This is a genomic window from Rugamonas sp. GW822-FHT03B10, assembly GCF_058801745.1.
In genome coordinates this window covers 384,965-404,329 of sequence record NZ_JBXANP010000003.1, presented here as the reverse complement: position 1 = coordinate 404,329, position 19,365 = coordinate 384,965, and the positions used below count along the sequence as shown (strand labels likewise).

Here is a 19,365-nt window from a genome sequence, read left to right as displayed (position 1 = left end):
ACGGGCCGGGCGCGCGTCAGGCTGGCTGCTGTTCGGCCAGCATCGACAGCGCCACGGCTTCGGCCACCTTGATGCCGTCCACACCGGCCGACAGGATGCCGCCCGCGTAGCCGGCCCCTTCGCCGGCCGGGAACAGGCCGCGCGTGTTCAGGCTTTGCAGCGTGTCGTCGCGGCGCTTGATGCGGATCGGCGACGAGGTGCGCGTCTCCAGTCCCGTCAGCACGGCGTCGTGCTTGAAGTAACCCTTGATCTGCTTGTCGAACGCGGGGAACGCCTCGCGCAGCGCCGTCACGGCGAACTCGGGCAGGATGGTGGCCAGGTCGGTCAGGTGCACGCCCGGCTTGTAGGACGGGATCACGCTGCCGAATTCGGTCGAGGCGCGGCCGGCCACGAAGTCGCCCATCAGCTGGCCCGGCGCGTTGTAGGTGCCGCCGCCCAGCTCGAACGCCTTCTCCTCCAGCCGGCGCTGGAATTCGATGCCGGCCAGCGGGTGGCCCGGGTAGTCGACCTCGGGCGAGATGCTGACCACGATGGCGCTGTTGGCGTTGCGCTCGTTGCGCGAATACTGGCTCATGCCGTTGGTGACCACGCGGCCCGGCTCGGACGCGGCCGCCACCACGGTGCCGCCCGGGCACATGCAGAAGCTGTACACGGCGCGGCCGTTGGAGGCGTGGTACACCAGCTTGTAGTCGGCCGCGCCCAGGATCGGGTGGCCGGCGTTGGGGCCGAAGCGGCACTGGTCGATCAGCGACTGCGGGTGCTCGACCCGGAAGCCGACCGAGAACGGCTTGGCTTCGATGTAGACGCCGCGGTCGTACAGCATCTGGAAGGTGTCGCGCGCGCTGTGGCCGACGGCCAGCACCACGTGGCGGGTGGCGATCTGCTCGCCGCCCTCGAGCGTCACGCCGCGCACCTGGCCGCCCTCGGGCGTCTGCTCGATGTCGATGTCGACCACCTTGCTCTCGAAGCGGTACTCGCCGCCCAGCGCCTCGACGGTGGCGCGCATCTGCTCGACCATCTTGACCAGGCGGAAGGTGCCGATGTGCGGCTTGCTCACGTACATGATCTCCTCGGGCGCGCCGGCCTTGACGAATTCCGTCAGCACCTTGCGGCCGTAGTGCTTGGGGTCCTTGATCTGGCTGTACAGCTTGCCGTCCGAGAAGGTGCCGGCGCCGCCTTCGCCGAACTGCACGTTCGATTCCGGGTTCAGTTCGCGTTTGCGCCAGAAGCCGAAGGTGTCCACGGTGCGGTCGCGCACCTGCTTGCCGCGTTCGACGATGATGGGGCGCAAGCCCATCTGCGCCAGGATCAGGGCCGCGAACAGGCCGCACGGGCCGGTGCCGATCACGACCGGGCGGTCGTTCCGGTCATGGCCGGCCAGCTGCTGGGCGCTGGCGACGAATGTGTACGACGTGTCGGGCGACGGCGTCAGGTGGATGTCGTGCTTGAGGCGGGCCAGCACGGCCGCCTCGTCGGCCACCTCGACGTCGATCGCGTAGATGAGGACGATGGCCGATTTCTTGCGCGCGTCGTAGCTGCGTTTGAAGACCGTGTAGCCGCGCAGGTCGGCGGCCGGGATGCCCAGCCGGGCCAGGATGGCGGCCGGCAGTTCCGGCTCGGTGTGGTTCAGCGGGAGTTTGACTTCGTTGATTCGCAACATGGTGGTTTCGTTCAGTGGTTCCAGGGCTCCGTAGCTAGCGGAGAGCGGGGCGGCGCCGGGGCGCGCGACAACCCGCCATTTTACCGTACGCGGCCCGGCGTGGCTTGGCCTGCTGGCTTTTTGTTTGTCAATCGGAATGGGGGTTTATTTCCGCAATCTGTTGTATTTTTAATGAAATTGCCGGAATGTCCTCGTTGACGCGATGGTCATGTATCTTAATGTATCTTAATGTTGCTACAATCGAAATCTTGTTGGCGAGAACAATGTTCATTTTCGCTAACATAACGGACGGGACCGCTACGGCGGTTTTTTTTATTGGTGCAGGCGGCCACGAACCGCTGGTCACCACGTTGAGGGAGTTTTTGAATGCAGAAGAAAATTATTGTCCAGGCCATCGCGCTGCTTGGCTGCGTGGGCTGGAGCCAGGGCGCGTTCGCGGCCGATGAGGCGAACGTCGAGCGCGTCGTCATCACCGGTTCCAACCTGAAGCGCACCGCGACGGAAAACCCGTCCGTGGTGCAGGTCCTGACCAAGAAGGACATCGAGCACACGGGCGCCGTGTCGGTGGCCGACCTGATGGCCAAAGTGCCGGCCCTCGGTTCCAACAACCAGGTCGATGCGCGCGACGGCGGCTTCTCCAAGGGCCTGGCCACGGCGTCGCTGCGCGGCCTTGGTTCCGCCTCGACCCTGATCCTGATCAACGGCCGCCGCATGTCGCCGGCCGCCTACGCCGACCCGAACGCCGGCCAGTCGACCCAGTACGACTTGAATTCCATCCCGCTGTCGGCGCTGGAGCGGGTCGAGATCCTGAAGGATGGCGCGTCGGCCGTGTACGGTTCGGACGCGATCGGCGGCGTGATCAACTTCATCACCAAGAGCAACTACAAGGGCGGCGAGCTGAGCCTGCAGGCCAGCCGCAACCAGGATAACGCGTTCGGCCGCTCGGGCCTGAACGGTGTGGTCGGCTTCGGCGACCTGGAGGAGAACCACTACAACGCCTTCGTCGCGTTCGACGTGTCGCAGCGCGACCGTACCCTGCTGAAGGACGCCAAATCGTCGCAGGTGGAACAGAGCCGCATCATGGACGGCCGCCTGAGCAGCTTCTACAGCGGCATCAGCGCCTATCCCGTGTTCTACAAGGAATCGAAGCTCGGCAGCGGCAGCTACAACAAGTATGTGAGCGCCGACCTGGGCTGCAACCCGGCCGACATCCGCACCGGTTCCACGGCCCTGGTGCCGATGCGTTCCAACGATCCGCTGATCGGCAACAAGTTCTGCAACTATGACGGCTGGCAGTACGAAGATGCGGAAGGCAAGAACCGCAGCGGCAACGTGTTGGCGCGCGCCGAGTTCAAGCTGGGCGCCGACCTGAAGGCGTTCGCGGAAGCGGCTTACAGCCAGTCCGAACTGTTCTACGACGGCGTGTCGCGCACCATGACCGGTCGCAGCCTCACCACCGTGTTCCCGAAGGACGGCGCCGGCATCCCGTTCCGCCCCGTGCTGGGCGTGGACCATCCGGACAACCCGACCCGCGGCACGGCCAACCCGGTGCCGGTGGCCGTGGCCTACCGCTTCGTCAATGCCCCTGGCGGCAGCTCGAACGAGAACAAGGCCACCCGCCTGCTGGCCGGCCTGCAGGGCACGAACTACGGCTGGGACTGGGATAGCGCGCTGCTGTACAACGAATCCAAGCGCCACCAGCTGTCGAACGGCTTCCTGTATCTGCCCATCGTGCAGACCCTGATGACGCAGAACGTGCCGCTGGCCACCATCGCCGGCACCCCGGGCGTGACGCGCAACGTGACCCTGGACGGCAAGTCCAGCATCGCCCAGTGGGATCTGAAGGGTTCGACCGAGTTCGGCCAGCTGCCGGGCGGCGCGCTGGGCCTGGCCGTGGGCACGGAAGTGAAGCAGGAGAAGATGAATCTGGTGCCCGACCCGCTGACGGTGAACGGCCAGATCATCGGCCTGGCCAACACCTATTCGGACGCCAAGCGCAACGTGCGTTCGGCCTTCGTCGAACTGCGCACGCCGTTCTTCAAGAACTTCGAGATGGACTTCGCCGGCCGCTACGACAAGTACGATGGCTTCAAGTCGCACTTCACGCCGAAAGTGGGCGCGAAATGGGACCTGACCCCGACCTTCGCGCTGCGCAGCACCTATTCGGAAGGCTTCCGCGCGCCCGCGCTGACCCAGATGGTCGACGGCGGCACCCAGTACTTCATCAACAACTACGTCGACAAGCTGCGTTGCAACAAGCCCGGTTCGGATTCGACCGACTGCGCCAAGAGCCTGTCGGGCATCGCGGCCGCCAACAAGGAGCTGGAACCGGAAACGGCGCGCAGCTTCACGGCCGGCCTGATCTTCTCGCCCACCAGCAGCGTCGACATCCTGGTCGACTACTACAGCATCCGCAAGGACAAGGAAGTCGATCTGCTGTCGTACACGGCCGTGGTGGACAATCCGAAGTACGCCAGCTACGTCAAGCGTGACCCGAACCCGGGCACCTGGATCGTGGACGCCAACGGCAAGCCGATCCCGAACACGGGGCCGCTGATCTCGATCGGCACCCCGTACGTCAACGCCGGCGGCACCCGCACCAGCGGCGTGGATCTGGAACTGGACGTGCGCAACTCGCTGGGCGACATGGGCAAGCTGTCGTCGCGCCTGAACTACACCTATGTGTTCGACTACAAGAAGGCGGCCTTGCTCGGCGACCCGATGTTCGACCTGGTGGGCACCATCGGTGGCATCAGCAACGACACCACCAGCGTGGGCGAGCTGCCGCGCGTGCGCGCCACCCTGTCGAGCACCTGGAGCTATGGCGCGCACAACCTGACGGCCAATGTGAACTATGTGTCGTCGGTGTCGGTGATGGCGCGCTACAGCACCCAGGACGATGGTTCGGTCGGCCCCTACGACCAGCCGTACTGCCAGTATGGCCGTCCCGGCGTGAACCCGGAGTACACCAAGTTCTACCCGGACTGCGAAGTGCACAGCTGGACCACGGTGGACCTGGCGTACGCCTACTCGGGCATCAAGAACACGGTGCTGAGCTTCAACGTGGCCAACCTGTTCGACTCGAAGGCGCCGTACGACCCGAGCTACGCGACGGCCGGCTACAACACGGCGCTGCACAACGCCCGCGGCCGCTACTTCACGGTCAAGGCCAACTACAAGTTCTGATGACCAACCGGTCCTGAACCGCGAAAACGCCGCCGCGCTCACGCCCGGCGGCGTTTTTTATCCGTTCACATGCCGCCCCAGATGGCGTTCAGGGTGGCCAGCGCCGTCAGGCCGGCCGTCTCGGTGCGCAGGATGCGCGGCCCCATGCCCAGCGCCAGCGCGCCGTGGGCCAGCGCGGCCTGTTCCTCGGCCTCGCTCAGGCCGCCCTCGGGGCCGATCACGAGCGTGAGCGCCTGCGGCGCCTGGTGGCGCGCCCAGCCGGCCAGCGACTGCTGCGCGCGCGGGCTGAGGATGACGCGCCGGTGCAGATCCTGCTGGGTGATCCAGTGGCGGTAGTCCTGCAGGCCGCCCAGCTGGGCCAGCCGGTTGCGCCCGCTCTGCTCGGACGCGGCCACGATGATGCCCTGCCAGTGCGCCAGCTTCTTCTCGGCCCGCTCGGCCGCCAGCCGCACCACGCAGCGCTGGGCCGCCAGCGGCACGATGGCCGCCGCGCCCAGCTCCACGGCCTTCTCCACGATCCAGTCCATCTTGCTGCCCTCGGGCAGGGCCTGGGCCAGCGTGACGGCGTACGGCAGCTCCACCTCGCGCGCCGTGTGCGCCTTGACGGTGGCCGTCACGCTGCGCTTGGCGATGTGGCTCAGGCTGGCGCTGTATTCGCCGCCGTCGCCGTTGAACAACGTGATCAGCTCGCCCGGCGCCAGCCGCAGCACCTGCACGTGGTGCGCCACGGTGTCGGGCAGGGTGACGTCCAGGCCGAGGGCGAGGGGCTGGGGGCAGTAAAAACGGGGCATGCGCGGTCCTGGAGGCGGGGTGGGGCGGGGCACATGGCGTGCCCCGCCGAATCATATAAGAGGCGCAATTTTAATTCGGACACTGCCGGTCTGGTAAAATACTTGGTTCAGCCAGTAGGCAAGTTGCCGCCCCTTGTGGCGCGGCATGCCGCACCGCAACCAGTTTCCATACTTTCGTGATTGATAGACGATGACCTCTACGCTCCCCACCACCAAAATGGCTAACGCGATCCGCGCGCTGGCAATGGACGCCGTCCAGAAGGCCAATTCCGGCCACCCAGGCATGCCGATGGGCATGGCCGAGATCGCTGTCGCCCTGTGGAGCGGCCATTACAGCCACAACCCGGCCAACCCGAAATGGATCAACCGCGACCGTTTCCTGCTGTCGAACGGCCACGGCTCGATGCTGCACTACGCGCTGCTGCACCTGTCCGGCTACGCGGTGAGCATGGACGACATCAAGGCCTTCCGCCAGATGCACTCTAAGACCCCCGGCCACCCGGAAGTGGACGTCACGCCCGGCGTGGAGACGACCACCGGCCCGCTGGGCCAGGGCATCGCCAACGCCGTCGGCATGGCGCTGTCGGAATACCTGCTGGCCAGCCAGTTCAACAAGCCCGGCTTCGACGTCGTCGACCACTACACCTACGCCTTCCTGGGCGATGGCTGCCTGATGGAAGGCATCTCGCACGAGGTGTGCGCGCTGGCCGGCACGCTGCGCCTGAACAAGCTGATCGCGCTGTACGACGACAACGGCATCTCGATCGACGGCAAGGTCGAAGGCTGGTTCACCGACGACACGCCCAAGCGCTTCGAGGCCTACGGCTGGAACGTGATCCGCGCCGTGGACGGCCATGACGTGGCCGCCGTGAGCGCCGCCATCGCCGCCGCCAAGACGGCCGACCGTCCGACCCTGATCTGCTGCAAGACCGTGATCGGCAAGGGTTCGCCCAACCTGCAGGGCGGCGACAAGGTGCACGGCGCCGCGCTGGGCGACAAGGAAGTGGCGGCCGTGCGCGAGTACATCGGCTGGGACGCCGCCCCGTTCGAAGTGCCGGCCGACGTGTACGCGGCCTGGGACGCGAAGGCCGCCGGCGCCGCCCGCGAAGGCGCGTGGAATGAAGTGTTCGCCGCCTACGGCAAGCAATTCCCGGCCGAGGCGGCCGAACTGCGCCGCCGCATGAGCGGCGAGCTGCCGGCCGCGTTCGAAGGCGCGCTGGCCGCCGCCATCGCCTCCTGCGTGGAGAAGAAGGAAAACATCGCCACCCGCAAGGCCAGCCAGAACGCCATCCAGGCGCTGGCGCCGTCGCTGCCAGAATTCCTGGGCGGCTCGGCCGACCTGACCGGCTCCAACCTGACCAACTGGAAGGAATGCGTGGCGCTGCGTTCGGGCCAGCCGGGCAACCACATCAACTACGGCGTGCGCGAGTTCGGCATGAGCGCCATCATGAACGGCGTCGCCCTGCACGGCGGCTTCATCCCGTTCGGCGCCACCTTCCTGACCTTCTCCGACTACAGCCGCAACGCGCTGCGCATGGCCGCGCTGATGAAGCAGCGTTCGATCTTCGTGTTCACCCACGACTCGATCGGCCTCGGCGAGGACGGCCCGACCCACCAGTCGGTCGAGCACATCTCGTCGCTGCGCCTGATCCCCCAGCTCGACAACTGGCGTCCATGCGACACGGTTGAATCGATCGTGGCCTGGGGCGCCGCCGTCAAGCGCCAGCATGGCCCGTCGACGCTGATCTTCTCGCGCCAGAACCTGCCGTACCAGGAGCGCAGCGCCCAGCAGATCGCCGACATCAGCCGCGGCGGCTACGTGCTGCGCGAGGCGGCCGACGCCAAGGCCGTGCTGATCGCCACCGGCTCGGAAGTGGAGCTGGCCGTGGCCGCCGCCGACGCGCTGGCCGCGCAGGGCGTGGCCGTGCGCGTGGTGTCGATGCCGTCGACCGACGTGTTCGACCGCCAGGACGCCGCCTACAAGGCCGCCGTGCTGGGCAAGGGCCTGCCGCGCGTGGCCGTGGAAGCCGGCGTGACCGACTTCTGGTACAAGTACGTGGGCCTGGAAGGCGCCGTGGTCGGCATCGACACCTTCGGCGAATCGGCCCCGGCCGGCGTGCTGTTCAAGCACTTCGGCTTCACGGTCGACAACGTGGTGGCAAAAGTTAAATCGGTACTGGCCGCCTGAGGTGTCAGGCAGCCAGTGGCAAGTCGCTGGAACCCTTTTTTTTCATAATCAGGAGTAGAGTATGACGATCAAAGTTGCAATCAACGGTTATGGCCGCATCGGCCGCAATGTGCTGCGCGCTTTCTACGAAGGCGGCAAAAAGCAGGACATCCAGATCGTGGCCATCAACGACCTGGGCGACGCCAAGTCCAACGCCCACCTGACCCGCTACGACACGGCCCACGGCAAGTTCCCCGGCACCGTGGAAGTGGACGGCGACAACATGATCGTGAACGGCGATAAGATCCGCGTGTTCGCGCAGCGCAACCCGGCCGACATCCCATGGGGCGAGCTGGGCGTGGACGTGGTGCTCGAGTGCACCGGCTTCTTCACCAGCAAGGAAAAAGCCTCGGCCCACCTGAAGGGCGGCGCCAAGAAGGTCATCATCTCGGCCCCGGGCGGCAAGGACGTCGACGCCACCGTCGTGTTCGGCGTGAACCAGGGCGTGCTGAAGGCTACCGACACCGTGATCTCGAACGCCTCGTGCACCACCAACTGCCTGGCCCCGCTGGTCAAGCCGCTGAACGACGCGATCGGCGTGGAAACCGGCCTGATGACCACCGTGCACGCCTACACCAACGACCAGGTGCTGAGCGACGTGATGCACGAGGACCTGCGCCGCGCCCGTTCGGCCACCATGAGCATGATCCCGACCAAGACCGGCGCCGCCGCCGCCGTGGGCCTGGTGCTGCCTGAGCTGAACGGCAAGCTGGACGGCTTCGCCATCCGCGTGCCGACCATCAACGTGTCGCTGGTCGACCTGTCGTTCATCGCCAAGCGCGACACCACCGTGGAAGAAGTGAACGCGCTGATGAAGGCCGCCGCCGAAGGCCCGCTGAAGGGCGTGCTGACCTACCAGACCGAACCGCTGGTGTCGATCGACTTCAACCACAACCCGGCCTCGTCCAACTTCGACTCGACCCTGACCAAGGTCTCGGGCCGTCTGGTCAAGGTCTCGTCGTGGTACGACAACGAGTGGGGCTTCTCGAACCGCATGCTCGACACCACCGTGGCCCTGATGACGGCCAAGTAATCCCGGTATCGCAGCAAGCAAAACGCCGCCCGGTTCGCGCCGGGCGGCGTTTTTTTTGCGCGCCGCGCGCCGGGCGGGGCGAAAAAAACGGCGCGCCAGGCGCGCCGTTGGCGTGGGGGAGGGGCCGGCCCTCCCTGCCGCGATCACAGGCTCACGCGCATGCCCAGGTAGTAGCGGCGGCCGATGGCGTCGTAGGTCGAGGCGTCGGTCTCGGTGCCGGTGGTGTCGCCGGGCAGGCCGCTGATGATGGGAGGCGCCTTGGCGTTGAAGGCATTGTCGATCCCCAGGTAGAGCTGGATCGATTTCTTCACGTCATAGGTGAACTGGAAGTCGTTGTAGGTCTTGGAACCGATCTGCAGCGTGCCGGGTTCGAGGCCGTTGTTCTTCATGTACTGGTCGTCCAGCGCCACCCGGCCGATGTAGGTGGTGGTGCTGGCGATGCCGAACGGCCCCCATTTGTAGCCCAGGTTGATGACGGCCTTGTTCTTCGGCGAGTTGCCGAACGAGTCCGTGATCTCGCCGGCGTTCTCGTCGCGGTCCGCGCCCGGCAGCGGCACGTTCCAGTAGCTCTTGAGGTAGGTGTAGGCCACGTGCGCGCTCAGGCGGCCCGGCCCCACCTTGTCGGCCCACGAGACGGTCAGGTCGATGCCCTCGGTGCCGTAGCCGCCGCTGTTGGTCGAGACCGAATCGATGTAGGTCATCGCGCCGGCGCTGTTGGGCGGCGCCGCCGTCTCGCGGCGCGTGATCATGGCGCAGAACAGCGGGTTGCCCTTGTTGTAGCACTGGTCGATCGTGGTCTGGCGCGGGGTCGAGACGATGGCGTCGGCGATCTTGATGTTGAAGTAGTCGGCCGTGAAGGTGAACTTGCTCAGCATCGGGATCGAGCGCGGCGTGACCACCAGGCCCACCGTGCTGGAGCGGCCTTTTTCCGCCTTCAGGTTGGGATTGCCGCGGTCGTAGCCGCTGATGCCCTGCAGGTCGGGCTGGCTCAGCGTGAACACGCCGTTGGCGTTGATGTTGGCCATCACGCCGGGGGCGGCGCGGCAATTGACGGCCGTGGTCCCGGGCGTGGTGGCGGTGACGCCTTCGCATGGGTCGGACAGGCCGGTGGGGAAGGTCTGGCTGGGCGGTTGATACAGTTCCGAGATGTCCGGCGCGCGGGTCGACAGGGCGCGCGTGCCGCGCAGTTTGAAGTCCGACGTGATCGCCCATTCCAGGCCGCCGTTCCAGCTGTTGGTGGTGCCGACGCTGGAGTAGTCGCCTTTGCGGAAGGTGCCCAGGAAGCTCAGCTCCTTGGCGAACGGCTTGTCCTTGAGCAGCGGCACGCGGGTTTCGACGAACGCTTCCTTGACGTGGAAGTTGCCGTAGGTGGGCGGGATGGCGTTGCCGGCGTTTAAGCCCGACTGGGTCAGCGGATCGGCCACGGAGCTCGAATCCTCGTCGCGCCATTCGAAGCCGGCGGCGATGCCGACTTTGCCGGCCGGCAGGTTGAAGAACTCGCCGTTGACCGAGCCGCCCGCCAGTTTCTGGGTCACGGCGGTGGCCAGCGAGCCGGGCGCCGTCACATACTTCAGCGCGGCCGGCGAGATGGTGTTGTAGCCGAACACGTTGATCGGCACGCAGCCTTCCTTGATGGCGTTGACGTCGCGGCACATGACGCCGCCCTTGCCGTCGGGGATGGCTTCCAGCGCGTTGCGGAAGCTGTTGGTGTTGACCTGGCCGGTCGAGGTCTGCGCCTCCTTGGTCTTGCCGTAGGCGATGTAGGTCTCGTAGTTGAGGTCGGCGATCGTTCCTTTCAGGCCGGTGGCCAGGCGGAAGGTGTCGCGGTCCACCGTGCTGTGGCGGGAGCCGACCTCGGCCAGGCGGCGCGTGAAGATGTACGCCTTCTCGCCGTTCGCGCCCAGCAGGCTGGTGTTGTCGTACAAGTATTGCGGCACCAGCGGGTTCTTGACCAGGCTGCCGTTGACCATGAATTCGGCCGGCACCACGCCTTTGAAGTCGGGATTCTTGTAGATGTCGGACGAGGCCAGCGCGAACGGTTCGATGTTGGTGTCGACGTGGGTCGAGGCGTAGGTGCCCTCGAAGAAGGCGCTGTGGTTGTCGTTGAGGGCCAGGTTGCCGTTGGTGGCGAACAGGTAGCGCTCGGTCGGCACGGCGATGGTGCGGAAGGCCGAGCGGTTGAAGCCGGTCGCCGCCAGGGTGTCGGTGCCGTTGGTGGACCACGGGATCACCTTGCCGTCCTTGTCGTAGGTGTAGGACTTGGTCGGGGTGGTGAAGAAGCGGCCCTGCGGCGCAAAGCTGGAGTAGAACGGACGCTGCGGCGTGAAGGCGTCGGCCGGGTCGCCGGTGTTGTCCATCTGGGTGTTCTGGTCGATGGCGGAGGCGGCGCGGTCGCGCGAGAACACGGCGCCCTGCTTGGAGTAGCCGAAGTGGCCCATGATGTTGCTGTTGCCGTCGGCGCTGGAGGTGCCGAAGGTCAGCGCCAGTTTGCGCTTGAAGTCGTCGCCCTCGGCGCTGCGTCCGGTCGAGCCGTCCAGCAGCAGGCCGTTGAAGTTCTTCTTCAGGATGATGTTGACCACGCCGGCCACGGCGTCCGAGCCGTAGGTGGCCGAGGCGCCGCCCGTCAGCAGTTCGACCCGTTCAATGAAGTCGGTCGGGATGGTGTTCAAGTCCACGGCGCTGGTGCCGGGCACGCCGGACACGAAGCGGCGGCCGTTGACCAGCACCAGGGTGCGCGAGTCGCCCAGGTTGCGCAGGTTGACGGTGGCCACGCCACCGCCCGAGGTCAGGAAGTTCGAGTTGGTGCGGCTCAGGGTCGGGGTGCCCAGGGTCGGGTTCTTTTGCAGCAGTTCCTGCAGATTGGTGGCGCCGGACGCGGCGATGTCGGCCGAGGTCAGGACCTGCAATGGCGAAGGCGATTCCGCGCCGGGGGAGGACAGGCGCGAGCCCGTCACCTGGATTTTTTGCACCGTGTCAGGAGTTTCCTGAGCGGACGCCGCTTGCAGGGTGAGCGCCGCGCCGCCGATGCAGAGCATGCGGATCGCGCGGGATAGGTCGGTTTCCTTCATCATTGCAAAACTCCTCGTGGGTGAGTTGAAAATGGCGTTTCGATGACGATCGCTACATCGCGATGGTGCCGAACGATCAACTTTACCCAGAGACATGCAAAATTGTAAACGCAAAAACTTAAGATTCCCTAAAACGCAACAGTGTGTTTTTGGAAAGTATCTGGTGTCCTTTTTGCCCGCGCGCGGCGAGGGCCCTGGCCCCCGTTGCCGTGCATCGCCATGCCAACCGCGAACACACCGTTGTGGCAAAAAACAATAGCCTTGTCGCTATGCTCCGGCGTTGGCCATTTGCTCGTCTCGCGCGCCGAAGATGGCCGACCACAGGGCCCGCACCTGGGCCGCGTGGCCGGCCACCAGGTCCGGCTCGACCCGGGCCAGGTCCTGGCCCTGCAGCCGCAGCTGGTGCTGCAGCTTGCGCAGCGCGCGGTAGGCGTCGGCCACGTGGCCGGCCAGGGTGGCGTCGATCAGGCCCAGTTCGCCGCACAGCTTGAGCAGGGCGATGTTGCCGATGTTGCCCGTCAGCGCGGGGTAGTCGGCCGCGTGTTGCAGCACCAGGTACTGGACGATGAATTCGATGTCGATCATGCCGCCCGGGTCCTGCTTCAGGTCGAACAGGGCCGAGCGGTTGGGCTTGGCGTCGAACATGCGCTGGCGCATGGCCAGCACTTCGCCCTTGAGCGGGCCGTCGGGCGGGCGCGGCGTGCGCAGCACCTGTTCGCGGATCTGCTCGAAGCGCGCGCCGATGGCCGCGTCGCCGGCGCAATAGCGGGCCCGGGTCAGCGCCTGGTGCTCCCACACCCAGGCCGAGCTGGCCTGGTAGCGCTCGAACGCGGCCACGCTCGACACCAGCATGCCGCTGGCGCCGTCCGGGCGCAGCGCGATGTCGATGTCGAACAGGATGCCGGCCGAGGTGTGCGAGGTCATCCACGTGATGAAGCGCTGCGCCAGCTTGGCGTACTGGGCCGGCGCGTCCTGGTCGTCGTCGTCGAACAGGAAGATCACGTCCAGGTCCGACACATAGCCGAGTTCCTTGCCGCCCAGCTTGCCGTACGCGATCACGGCGAAGCGCGGCACCTCGCGGTGGCGGGTGGCCACCGTGCGCCACACGGCCTGCACGGTGGCGGCCACGATGGTGTCGGCCAGCGCCGACAGGTGGTCGGCCAGCTTCTCCACCGTCAGGTCGCCGGCCAGGTCCTGGGCCAGCAGGTGGAACAGCTGGGCGTGGTGCACCTCGCGCAGGATGTCCATCTGGCGCTCGGTGTCGCCGGCGGCCGCGTCGAGCTGGCGCGCCAGGTCGGCCGCCAGCGCCTGCGGGTCGAACACCAGGTTGCGGATGCGGTCGTCGAGCAGCTCGTCGAGCAGGATCGGGTGCTGGCTGAGGAAGGTGGCGGCCCAGCCGGACGCGTGCACCATGCGGATCACGCGCTCGAGCGTGTGCGGGTACTCGGTCAGCAGCGACAAATAGGCCGAGCGGCGCGCGATCGCCTCCAGGAAGTCGAGCAGCCGGCCCAGCGTGTCGTGGCGGTTGCCGGCGCGCGCCTGGTCGGCGCAGCGCGCGATCAGCGGCAGCGCCGTGTTGACCAGGGCCACTAGCCGGTTGCGGCTGGCCTCGGGCAGCGATTGCAGCCGCGGCGCCTGCCAGGTGGCGATCAGGCGCTTGGCCGCGCCGGGCGCGTCGTCGAAGCCGAGGGCGGCGAAACGGGCCTCGATCGCCTCCCGGTTGTCGGGGTCGGCGCAGGCGTTGCTGGACGCGGGGTCGATGTCGGCCTCGGCGCCGCCCGACTTGTCGGCGAACATGGCGTCGAACTGGGCCGCCACGAACACGCGGCATTCGTCGAGCCGGCTCAGCAGGGTGGGCGTGTCGGGCAGGTTCATCATGCGCGCCACCACCAGCCGGTCGGCCTCGCTGGCCGGCAGCGTGTGGGTCTGGGCGTCGTCCACGTATTGCAGCCGGTGCTCGAGGTTGCGCAGGAAGGTGTAGCAGGCCAGCAGTTCCTCGACGATGGCCGGCGCCAGCAAGCCTTTTTCGGCCACCGTGCGCAAGGTGGCCCGGGTCGAGCGGTCGCGCAGGGCCGCGTCGCGCCCGCCGCGGATCAGCTGGAACACCTGGGCCAGGAATTCGATCTCGCGGATGCCGCCGCGGCCCAGCTTGACGTTGTTGCTGCGGTCCGGGTGCAGCCGCTCCTGGCGGTTGACCTCGGCGCGGATCTGGGCGTGCATGTTGCGGATCGCCTCGATCACGCCGAAATCGAGATAGCGGCGGAAGCAGAACGGGCGCACGATGGCGTCCAGCGCGGCGATGTCGTCGGCGCGGCCGGTGACGGCGCGCGCCTTGACCCAGGCGTAGCGCTCCCACTCGCGGCCCTGCACGATCAGGTATTGCTCGACCATGCCGAGGCTGGCCGCCAGCGGGCCGGAGGCGCCGTTCGGACGCAGCGCCATGTCGACCCGGAACGTGTAGCCGTCCTCGGTGATCTCGGACAGGGCCGCGATCAGCTTCTTGCCCAGCCGGATGAAGTATTCGTGGTTCGACAGGCTGCGCTGGCCCGGTTCGGTGGCCACCGTGTCGCCGTCCTCGGGGTAGACGAAGATCAGGTCGATGTCGGACGACACGTTCAGCTCGCCGCCGCCCTGCTTGCCCATGGCCAGCACCATCAGCTGCTGCACCTCGCCCGATTCGTGGCCGGTCGGCACGCCGTGGGTGGCCCGCATGTCGGCGTCCAGCTCGGCCAGGTGGGTCTGGATGGCGAAGTCGGCGAAGCGGGTCATGGTGGTCACCACCTCGTCCAGGTCGGCCTGGCCGTCCAGGTCGCGCCGGATCAGGCCGCACACCACCAGGTTGCGCAGGCGGCGCATGGCGCGCGCCAGCGGCAGGCCGGTGTCGGTTTCTTTTGCCAGAAACCCGGCAAAATCGAGGCGGGCGAGCGATAATTGCGCCAGCTCATCGACCTGGCTCTGGCGTTCGGGGCTGGCGGCCAGCCAGCGCTGGTAGAAGCGGGATGCGGAGGTGGGGGAAGTTGGGCTCATAAAGGACTAAGTGGTCTGGCGTGGCGGCGGTAACCGGATGTAAGGGTGGCGAGGGTGGGTCGGCGTATGCGGTAAAATTGCGGCGCAGGCGAGTGGCTTGTGCCCGGTGAGGTGCCCCGGACCCAAGCGCGCTGGACGATTGTAGCGATGTATTTTACGCCGGGCCTGAATTTATTAGCTTACTCGACAAAAAAACAGCAGAGGAGACCGTGACAGGCAACGTGCCCTTGGCCGTGCGCTGGCAGCGGCTGCGTGCCGTCTATCGGGTCTGCAACCTGGCCAGCCACCATGCGCTCGGCTTCGCCATCAAGTCGGTGGCCCTGCTGTATTTCGTGTTCGGCGTGCTGTTCCTGGTGTTGCGCTACGCCATCCTGCCCAATATCGACCACTACAAGCCCGACATCGAACGGCTGGCCAGCCGCGCCGTGGGCAACCACGTCAGCATCGCGCGCCTGTACGCGTCGTGGAACGGCCTGCATCCGAATCTGTTCCTCGGCGACGTGCGGCTGCGCGACGGCCAGGGCCGGCAGGTGCTGGCCCTGCCCAGCGTGTCGGCCACGCTGTCGTGGTGGAGCCTGCTGGCGGCCGACGTGCGCTTCGAATCGCTGGAACTGATCCGGCCCGACCTGGACGCGCGCCGCCTGCCCGACGGCACGCTGGTGGTGGCCGGCGTGCACATCGACCTCAACCAGGGGGGCGACGGCAAGGCGGCCGACTGGCTGCTGAGCCAGCGCGAGATCGTGGTGCGCGAAGGGCGCATCGTCTGGACCGACCAGTTGCGGGCCGCGCCGCCGCTGGCGCTCGACCAGCTGACCCTGGTGCTGCGCAACCAGTGGCGGCGCCACCAGTTCGCCCTCAAGGCGACGCCGCCGGCCGCGCTCAGCGCGCCGCTCGACGTGCGGGCCGACTTCACCCATCCGCCATTCACGTCCCGCGTCTCGAACGTGGCCATGTGGACCGGCCAGTTGTACGCGCAGCTGCGCGACGCCGACCTGGCCGCCTGGAACATCTACCTGACCTATCCGTTCGCCGTGCAGGCCGGGCAGGGCTCGCTGCGCGCCTGGCTCGACCTCGACCACGCCAAGCTGGCCGGCTTCATGGCCGACGTGCGGCTGGCCAACGTGGCCGCCGTGCTCGGCAAGGACCTGCCGCCGCTCGACCTGGTGCAGGTGCAGGGCCGGCTGGCCGCGCGCGAGGAATATCCGGCCGGCGACAAGGGCGGCAAGCCGACCTTCGGCGCGCGCGGCCACACGGTCGAGCTGAGCAACTTCTCGCTGACCACGCGCGACGGCCTGACGCTGGCGCCCACCTCGCTGTTCGAACACCACCTGGCCGCCAGCGGCAAGCAGCCGGAAAAGACTGAGCTGCGCGCGCCGCTGCTGGACCTGCAGACCCTGGCCAGCCTGGCCGGCCGCCTGCCGCTCACGCCGCGCCAGCGCAAGATGCTGGCCGACTTCGCGCCCCACGGCCGGCTGCTCGACGTGGCGGCCGAATGGCAGGGCGCCTATCCGGCCCTGCAAACCTACCGCGTGCGCGGGCGGCTCGACGGGCTGGGCCTGAACCCCCTGCCGGCCCAGCCGCCGCAGCCGAAGACGGCCCGCGGCCCGGCCATCGCCGGCATGCCGGCCATCCCCGGCTTCGACAACCTGAGCGGCAGCATCGACGCGACCGAGAAGGGCGGCACGCTGAGCCTCGATACCCGGCAACTGGTGTTGCAGATGCCGGCCTATTTCGCCGAGCCGTCGATGCCGTTCGACCGGCTGACCATGCGCGCGCGCTGGTCGTTCGAACAGGACGACCAGTTGCGGGTGCAGGTCGACAGCCTGGACTTCGCCCAGCAGGGCCTGACGGGCTCGCTGTCGGGCAGCCACCTGCTGCCGCTGGCCGGCAAGGGCCTGGGCCAGGTCGATGTCACGGGTAAGCTCAACGGTTTCGCGCTGAACACGATAGACCGCTACCTGCCGCTGCAGACGCCGTCCGACCTGCGCGCCTGGCTGACGGGGGCGCTGGAGGACGGCATGGCGCAGGACGTGACGCTGCGCCTGCGCGGCGACCTGGCCCAGTTCCCGTTCCGCACCGACACGGCGGCCGAGCGCGCGCGCGGCGAGTTCCGCGTGGCCGGCCGGCTGGAGAACGCGCGCCTCAACTACACGCCGGGCGAATACCTGCATGAGGATGGCAAGCTGCCGCTGTGGCCGCAGGCGGAGAAGATCAAGGGCAGCTTCGTGTTCGAAGGCCCGCGCATGGAGATCCGCGGCGACACGGCGCGCACCGGCGGCGCCGCGCTGGCCAACGTGAAGGCCGTGATCCCCGACCTGACCGTGCACGACATGATGCTCGACATCGACGGCACGGCGACCGGCCCGATGCAGGAATTCCTCAAGTATGTGACGGTGAGCCCGGTGCAGGAATGGATCGGCCACTTCACGGACGAGACCCAGGCCAGCGGCAACACGAAACTGGCGCTCAAGCTGCATCTGCCGCTCGAACACATCATCGACGCCAAGGTGCTCGGCGTGCTGCAATTGCAGGGCAACGACGTGAGCTTGTTCAACGACCTGCCGCCCGTGCTGGGGGCGCAGGGCAAGATCGAATTCAACGAGCGCGGCGTGAATCTGAACGGGCTGGGCGGCAGCTTCCTCGGCGGCCAGGTGGCCATCAGCGGCGGCAGCCAGCGCGACAACGCCATCGTCGTCAAGCTGGCCGGCGCCGTCACGGCCGACGGCTTCCGCCGGAACTATCCGGCGCCGGCCATGCAGCGCCTGGCCGGCCATTTCTCGGGCGCCACCCGCTTCACGGGCCAGGTCAGCGTGCGCGACCACCAGTTGCAGATCGCCGTCGACAGCAGCCTGGTGGGCGCGGGGCTGGACTTGCCGGCGCCGCTAAGGAAGGCGGCGCCCGAGGCGCTGCCGCTGCGGTTCGTGATGAACAGCAACCTCAATCCCGAGGGCGGCGCGTGGCGCGACGACATCCGCATCGGCATCGGCAACGCCATCGCGGCCCGCTACCAGCGCCAGAAGACGGGCAAGGGGCCGTGGCGGCTGGTGCGCGGCGGCATCGGCGTGAACGCGCCGGCGCCCGAGCCCGACAGCGGCGTGGCGTTCAACCTCAACATGCGGGCGCTGAACGTGGACGCCTGGCTGGACCTGGCCAGCGCCATGAACAGCGCGCCCGCCGCCGTTCCCGCGCCGGCCCGGCCGGGGGCCGACGACGACGGCATGGACATGGCGCAGTTGGTGCAGCCGGACGCCATCGTGGTGCGGGCCGGCGAGCTGCTGGTGGGCGACCGCAAGCTGGAGAATGTGCTGCTGGGCCTGTCCCACCAGAAGAACGCGTGGCAGGCCAGCATCGATTCCAGCCAGGCCAATGGCTACCTGACGTGGGCCGAGGCGCCGGGCGGGCTGGGCAAGGTCACGGCGCGCTTGTCGACGCTGATCATCCCCGAGTCGGCCGCCGGCGATGTGCGCGACCTGCTCGAAGGCAAGAACGCGGCCGCCACCATCCCCGCGCTCGACATCGTGGCCGAGCGTTTCGAGCTGTTCAACAAGCCGCTGGGCAAGCTGGAATTGCTGGCCAATAACGTGCTGCCGAGCACGGCGCGCGAGTGGCGCGTGAGCAAGCTGTCGCTGGCCAATCCCGATGGCGAACTGAAGGGCACGGGCCGCTGGATCAGCAAGGACGGCGTGCACAGCAGCAGCCTCAATTTCGGCCTCGACCTGGTGGACGCGGGCAAGCTGCTGGACCGCTTCGGCTTCGCCGGCACGCTGCGCGGCGGCAAGGGCACGCTGTCGGGCGAGATCGCCTGGAAGGGCTTGCCGTACGCGTTCGACATCCCCAGCCTGTCGGGCCAGATCACGATGAATGTGGAAAAAGGCCAGTTCCTCAAGCAGGACCCGGGCGCGGCCAAGCTGCTGGGCGTGCTCAGCCTGCAGGCTTTGCCGCGCCTGCTCAAGCTCGATTTCCACGACGTGTTCTCGGAAGGGCTGGCGTTCGACGGCATCACGGCCAACGCCGCCATCGACCACGGCATCGTCAAGACGGAGAACTTGAAAATGCACGGCGTGGCCGCCACTGTACTGATGGATGGCTCGGCCGACATCGCCAACGAGTCGACCAACCTGCACGTGGTGGTGATCCCGCAGGTGAACCTGGGCACGGCGCCGCTGGTGTACGCGCTGGCCGTCAATCCCGTGATCGGGCTGGGCAGTTTCCTGGCCCAGCTGTTCCTGAGCGCGCCCGTGATGAAGGCGCTCACCTACCAGATGCAGGTGACGGGGCCGTGGAAGGCGCCCGTCGTGACCAAGCTGGCCAGCGCGCAGCCGGAGCCGGCCGCGCCGCCGCCCCAATAACCGTCTTTCCCACGCAAGGTGTTC

At 67.4% G+C, this 19,365-nt stretch carries 8 protein-coding genes; 4 read left to right on the top strand and 4 right to left on the bottom strand.

What is annotated here, in order from left to right; all coding sequences use genetic code 11:
* Positions 1-16: 16 nt before the first annotated feature.
* The gene (locus AC1RQG_RS07700; RefSeq protein WP_493129945.1) at positions 17-1,660 is read right to left on the bottom strand and encodes an NAD(P)/FAD-dependent oxidoreductase; all 1,644 of its coding nucleotides are present in this window, start codon (positions 1,658-1,660) and stop codon (positions 17-19) included.
* A gap of 366 nt (positions 1,661-2,026) precedes the next feature.
* Here AC1RQG_RS07700 and AC1RQG_RS07695 point away from each other — a divergent pair, with 366 nt between their 5' ends.
* Positions 2,027-4,846 carry a TonB-dependent receptor gene (locus AC1RQG_RS07695; RefSeq protein ID WP_493129943.1) on the top strand — a complete coding sequence of 940 codons (2,820 nt, stop codon included), beginning with the start codon at positions 2,027-2,029 and terminating at the stop codon, positions 4,844-4,846.
* A gap of 65 nt (positions 4,847-4,911) precedes the next feature.
* Here AC1RQG_RS07695 and AC1RQG_RS07690 read toward each other — a convergent pair whose 3' ends face one another.
* Complete coding sequence (locus tag AC1RQG_RS07690; protein WP_493129941.1) at positions 4,912-5,637, bottom strand: 16S rRNA (uracil(1498)-N(3))-methyltransferase; 726 nt, start codon at positions 5,635-5,637, stop codon at positions 4,912-4,914.
* A gap of 190 nt (positions 5,638-5,827) precedes the next feature.
* Here AC1RQG_RS07690 and tkt point away from each other — a divergent pair, with 190 nt between their 5' ends.
* Positions 5,828-7,825, top strand: coding sequence for a transketolase (tkt, locus tag AC1RQG_RS07685; RefSeq protein WP_493129939.1), 1,998 nt, complete (start codon positions 5,828-5,830; stop codon positions 7,823-7,825).
* Positions 7,826-7,886: 61 nt separating this feature from the next.
* Positions 7,887-8,897 carry a type I glyceraldehyde-3-phosphate dehydrogenase gene (gene gap / locus AC1RQG_RS07680; RefSeq protein ID WP_493129937.1) on the top strand — a complete coding sequence of 337 codons (1,011 nt, stop codon included), beginning with the start codon at positions 7,887-7,889 and terminating at the stop codon, positions 8,895-8,897.
* 143 nt (positions 8,898-9,040) lie between these two features.
* On the opposite strand, the gene AC1RQG_RS07675 is transcribed toward gap, so the two are convergent.
* Both AC1RQG_RS07675 and glnE read right to left on the bottom strand, forming a co-directional pair.
* Entirely contained in the window at positions 9,041-11,968 is a 2,928-nt protein-coding gene (locus tag AC1RQG_RS07675; RefSeq protein ID WP_493129935.1) for a TonB-dependent receptor plug domain-containing protein, read from the bottom strand.
* A gap of 264 nt (positions 11,969-12,232) precedes the next feature.
* Positions 12,233-14,992: a bifunctional [glutamate--ammonia ligase]-adenylyl-L-tyrosine phosphorylase/[glutamate--ammonia-ligase] adenylyltransferase gene (glnE, locus tag AC1RQG_RS07670; RefSeq protein ID WP_493129933.1), complete on the bottom strand. Its 2,760-nt coding sequence runs from the start codon at positions 14,990-14,992 to the stop codon at positions 12,233-12,235.
* Positions 14,993-15,201: 209 nt separating this feature from the next.
* On the opposite strand from glnE, the gene AC1RQG_RS07665 reads away from it, so the two are divergent.
* The gene (locus AC1RQG_RS07665) at positions 15,202-19,341 is read left to right on the top strand and encodes a YhdP family protein (RefSeq protein WP_493129931.1); all 4,140 of its coding nucleotides are present in this window, start codon (positions 15,202-15,204) and stop codon (positions 19,339-19,341) included.
* Positions 19,342-19,365 lie beyond the last annotated feature (24 nt).

What these genes read in the sequence shown, in the direction of transcription:
- tkt (WP_493129939.1), top strand. Translation starts at nt 5,828, where the DNA reads ATGACCTCTACGCTCCCCACCACCAAAATGGCTAACGCGATCCGCGCG.
- glnE (WP_493129933.1), bottom strand. Translation starts at nt 14,992, where the DNA reads ATGAGCCCAACTTCCCCCACCTCCGCATCCCGCTTCTACCAGCGCTGG.
- AC1RQG_RS07675 (WP_493129935.1), bottom strand. Translation starts at nt 11,968, where the DNA reads ATGATGAAGGAAACCGACCTATCCCGCGCGATCCGCATGCTCTGCATC.
- AC1RQG_RS07700 (WP_493129945.1), bottom strand. Translation starts at nt 1,660, where the DNA reads ATGTTGCGAATCAACGAAGTCAAACTCCCGCTGAACCACACCGAGCCG.
- gap (WP_493129937.1), top strand. Translation starts at nt 7,887, where the DNA reads ATGACGATCAAAGTTGCAATCAACGGTTATGGCCGCATCGGCCGCAAT.
- AC1RQG_RS07690 (WP_493129941.1), bottom strand. Translation starts at nt 5,637, where the DNA reads ATGCCCCGTTTTTACTGCCCCCAGCCCCTCGCCCTCGGCCTGGACGTC.
- AC1RQG_RS07695 (WP_493129943.1), top strand. Translation starts at nt 2,027, where the DNA reads ATGCAGAAGAAAATTATTGTCCAGGCCATCGCGCTGCTTGGCTGCGTG.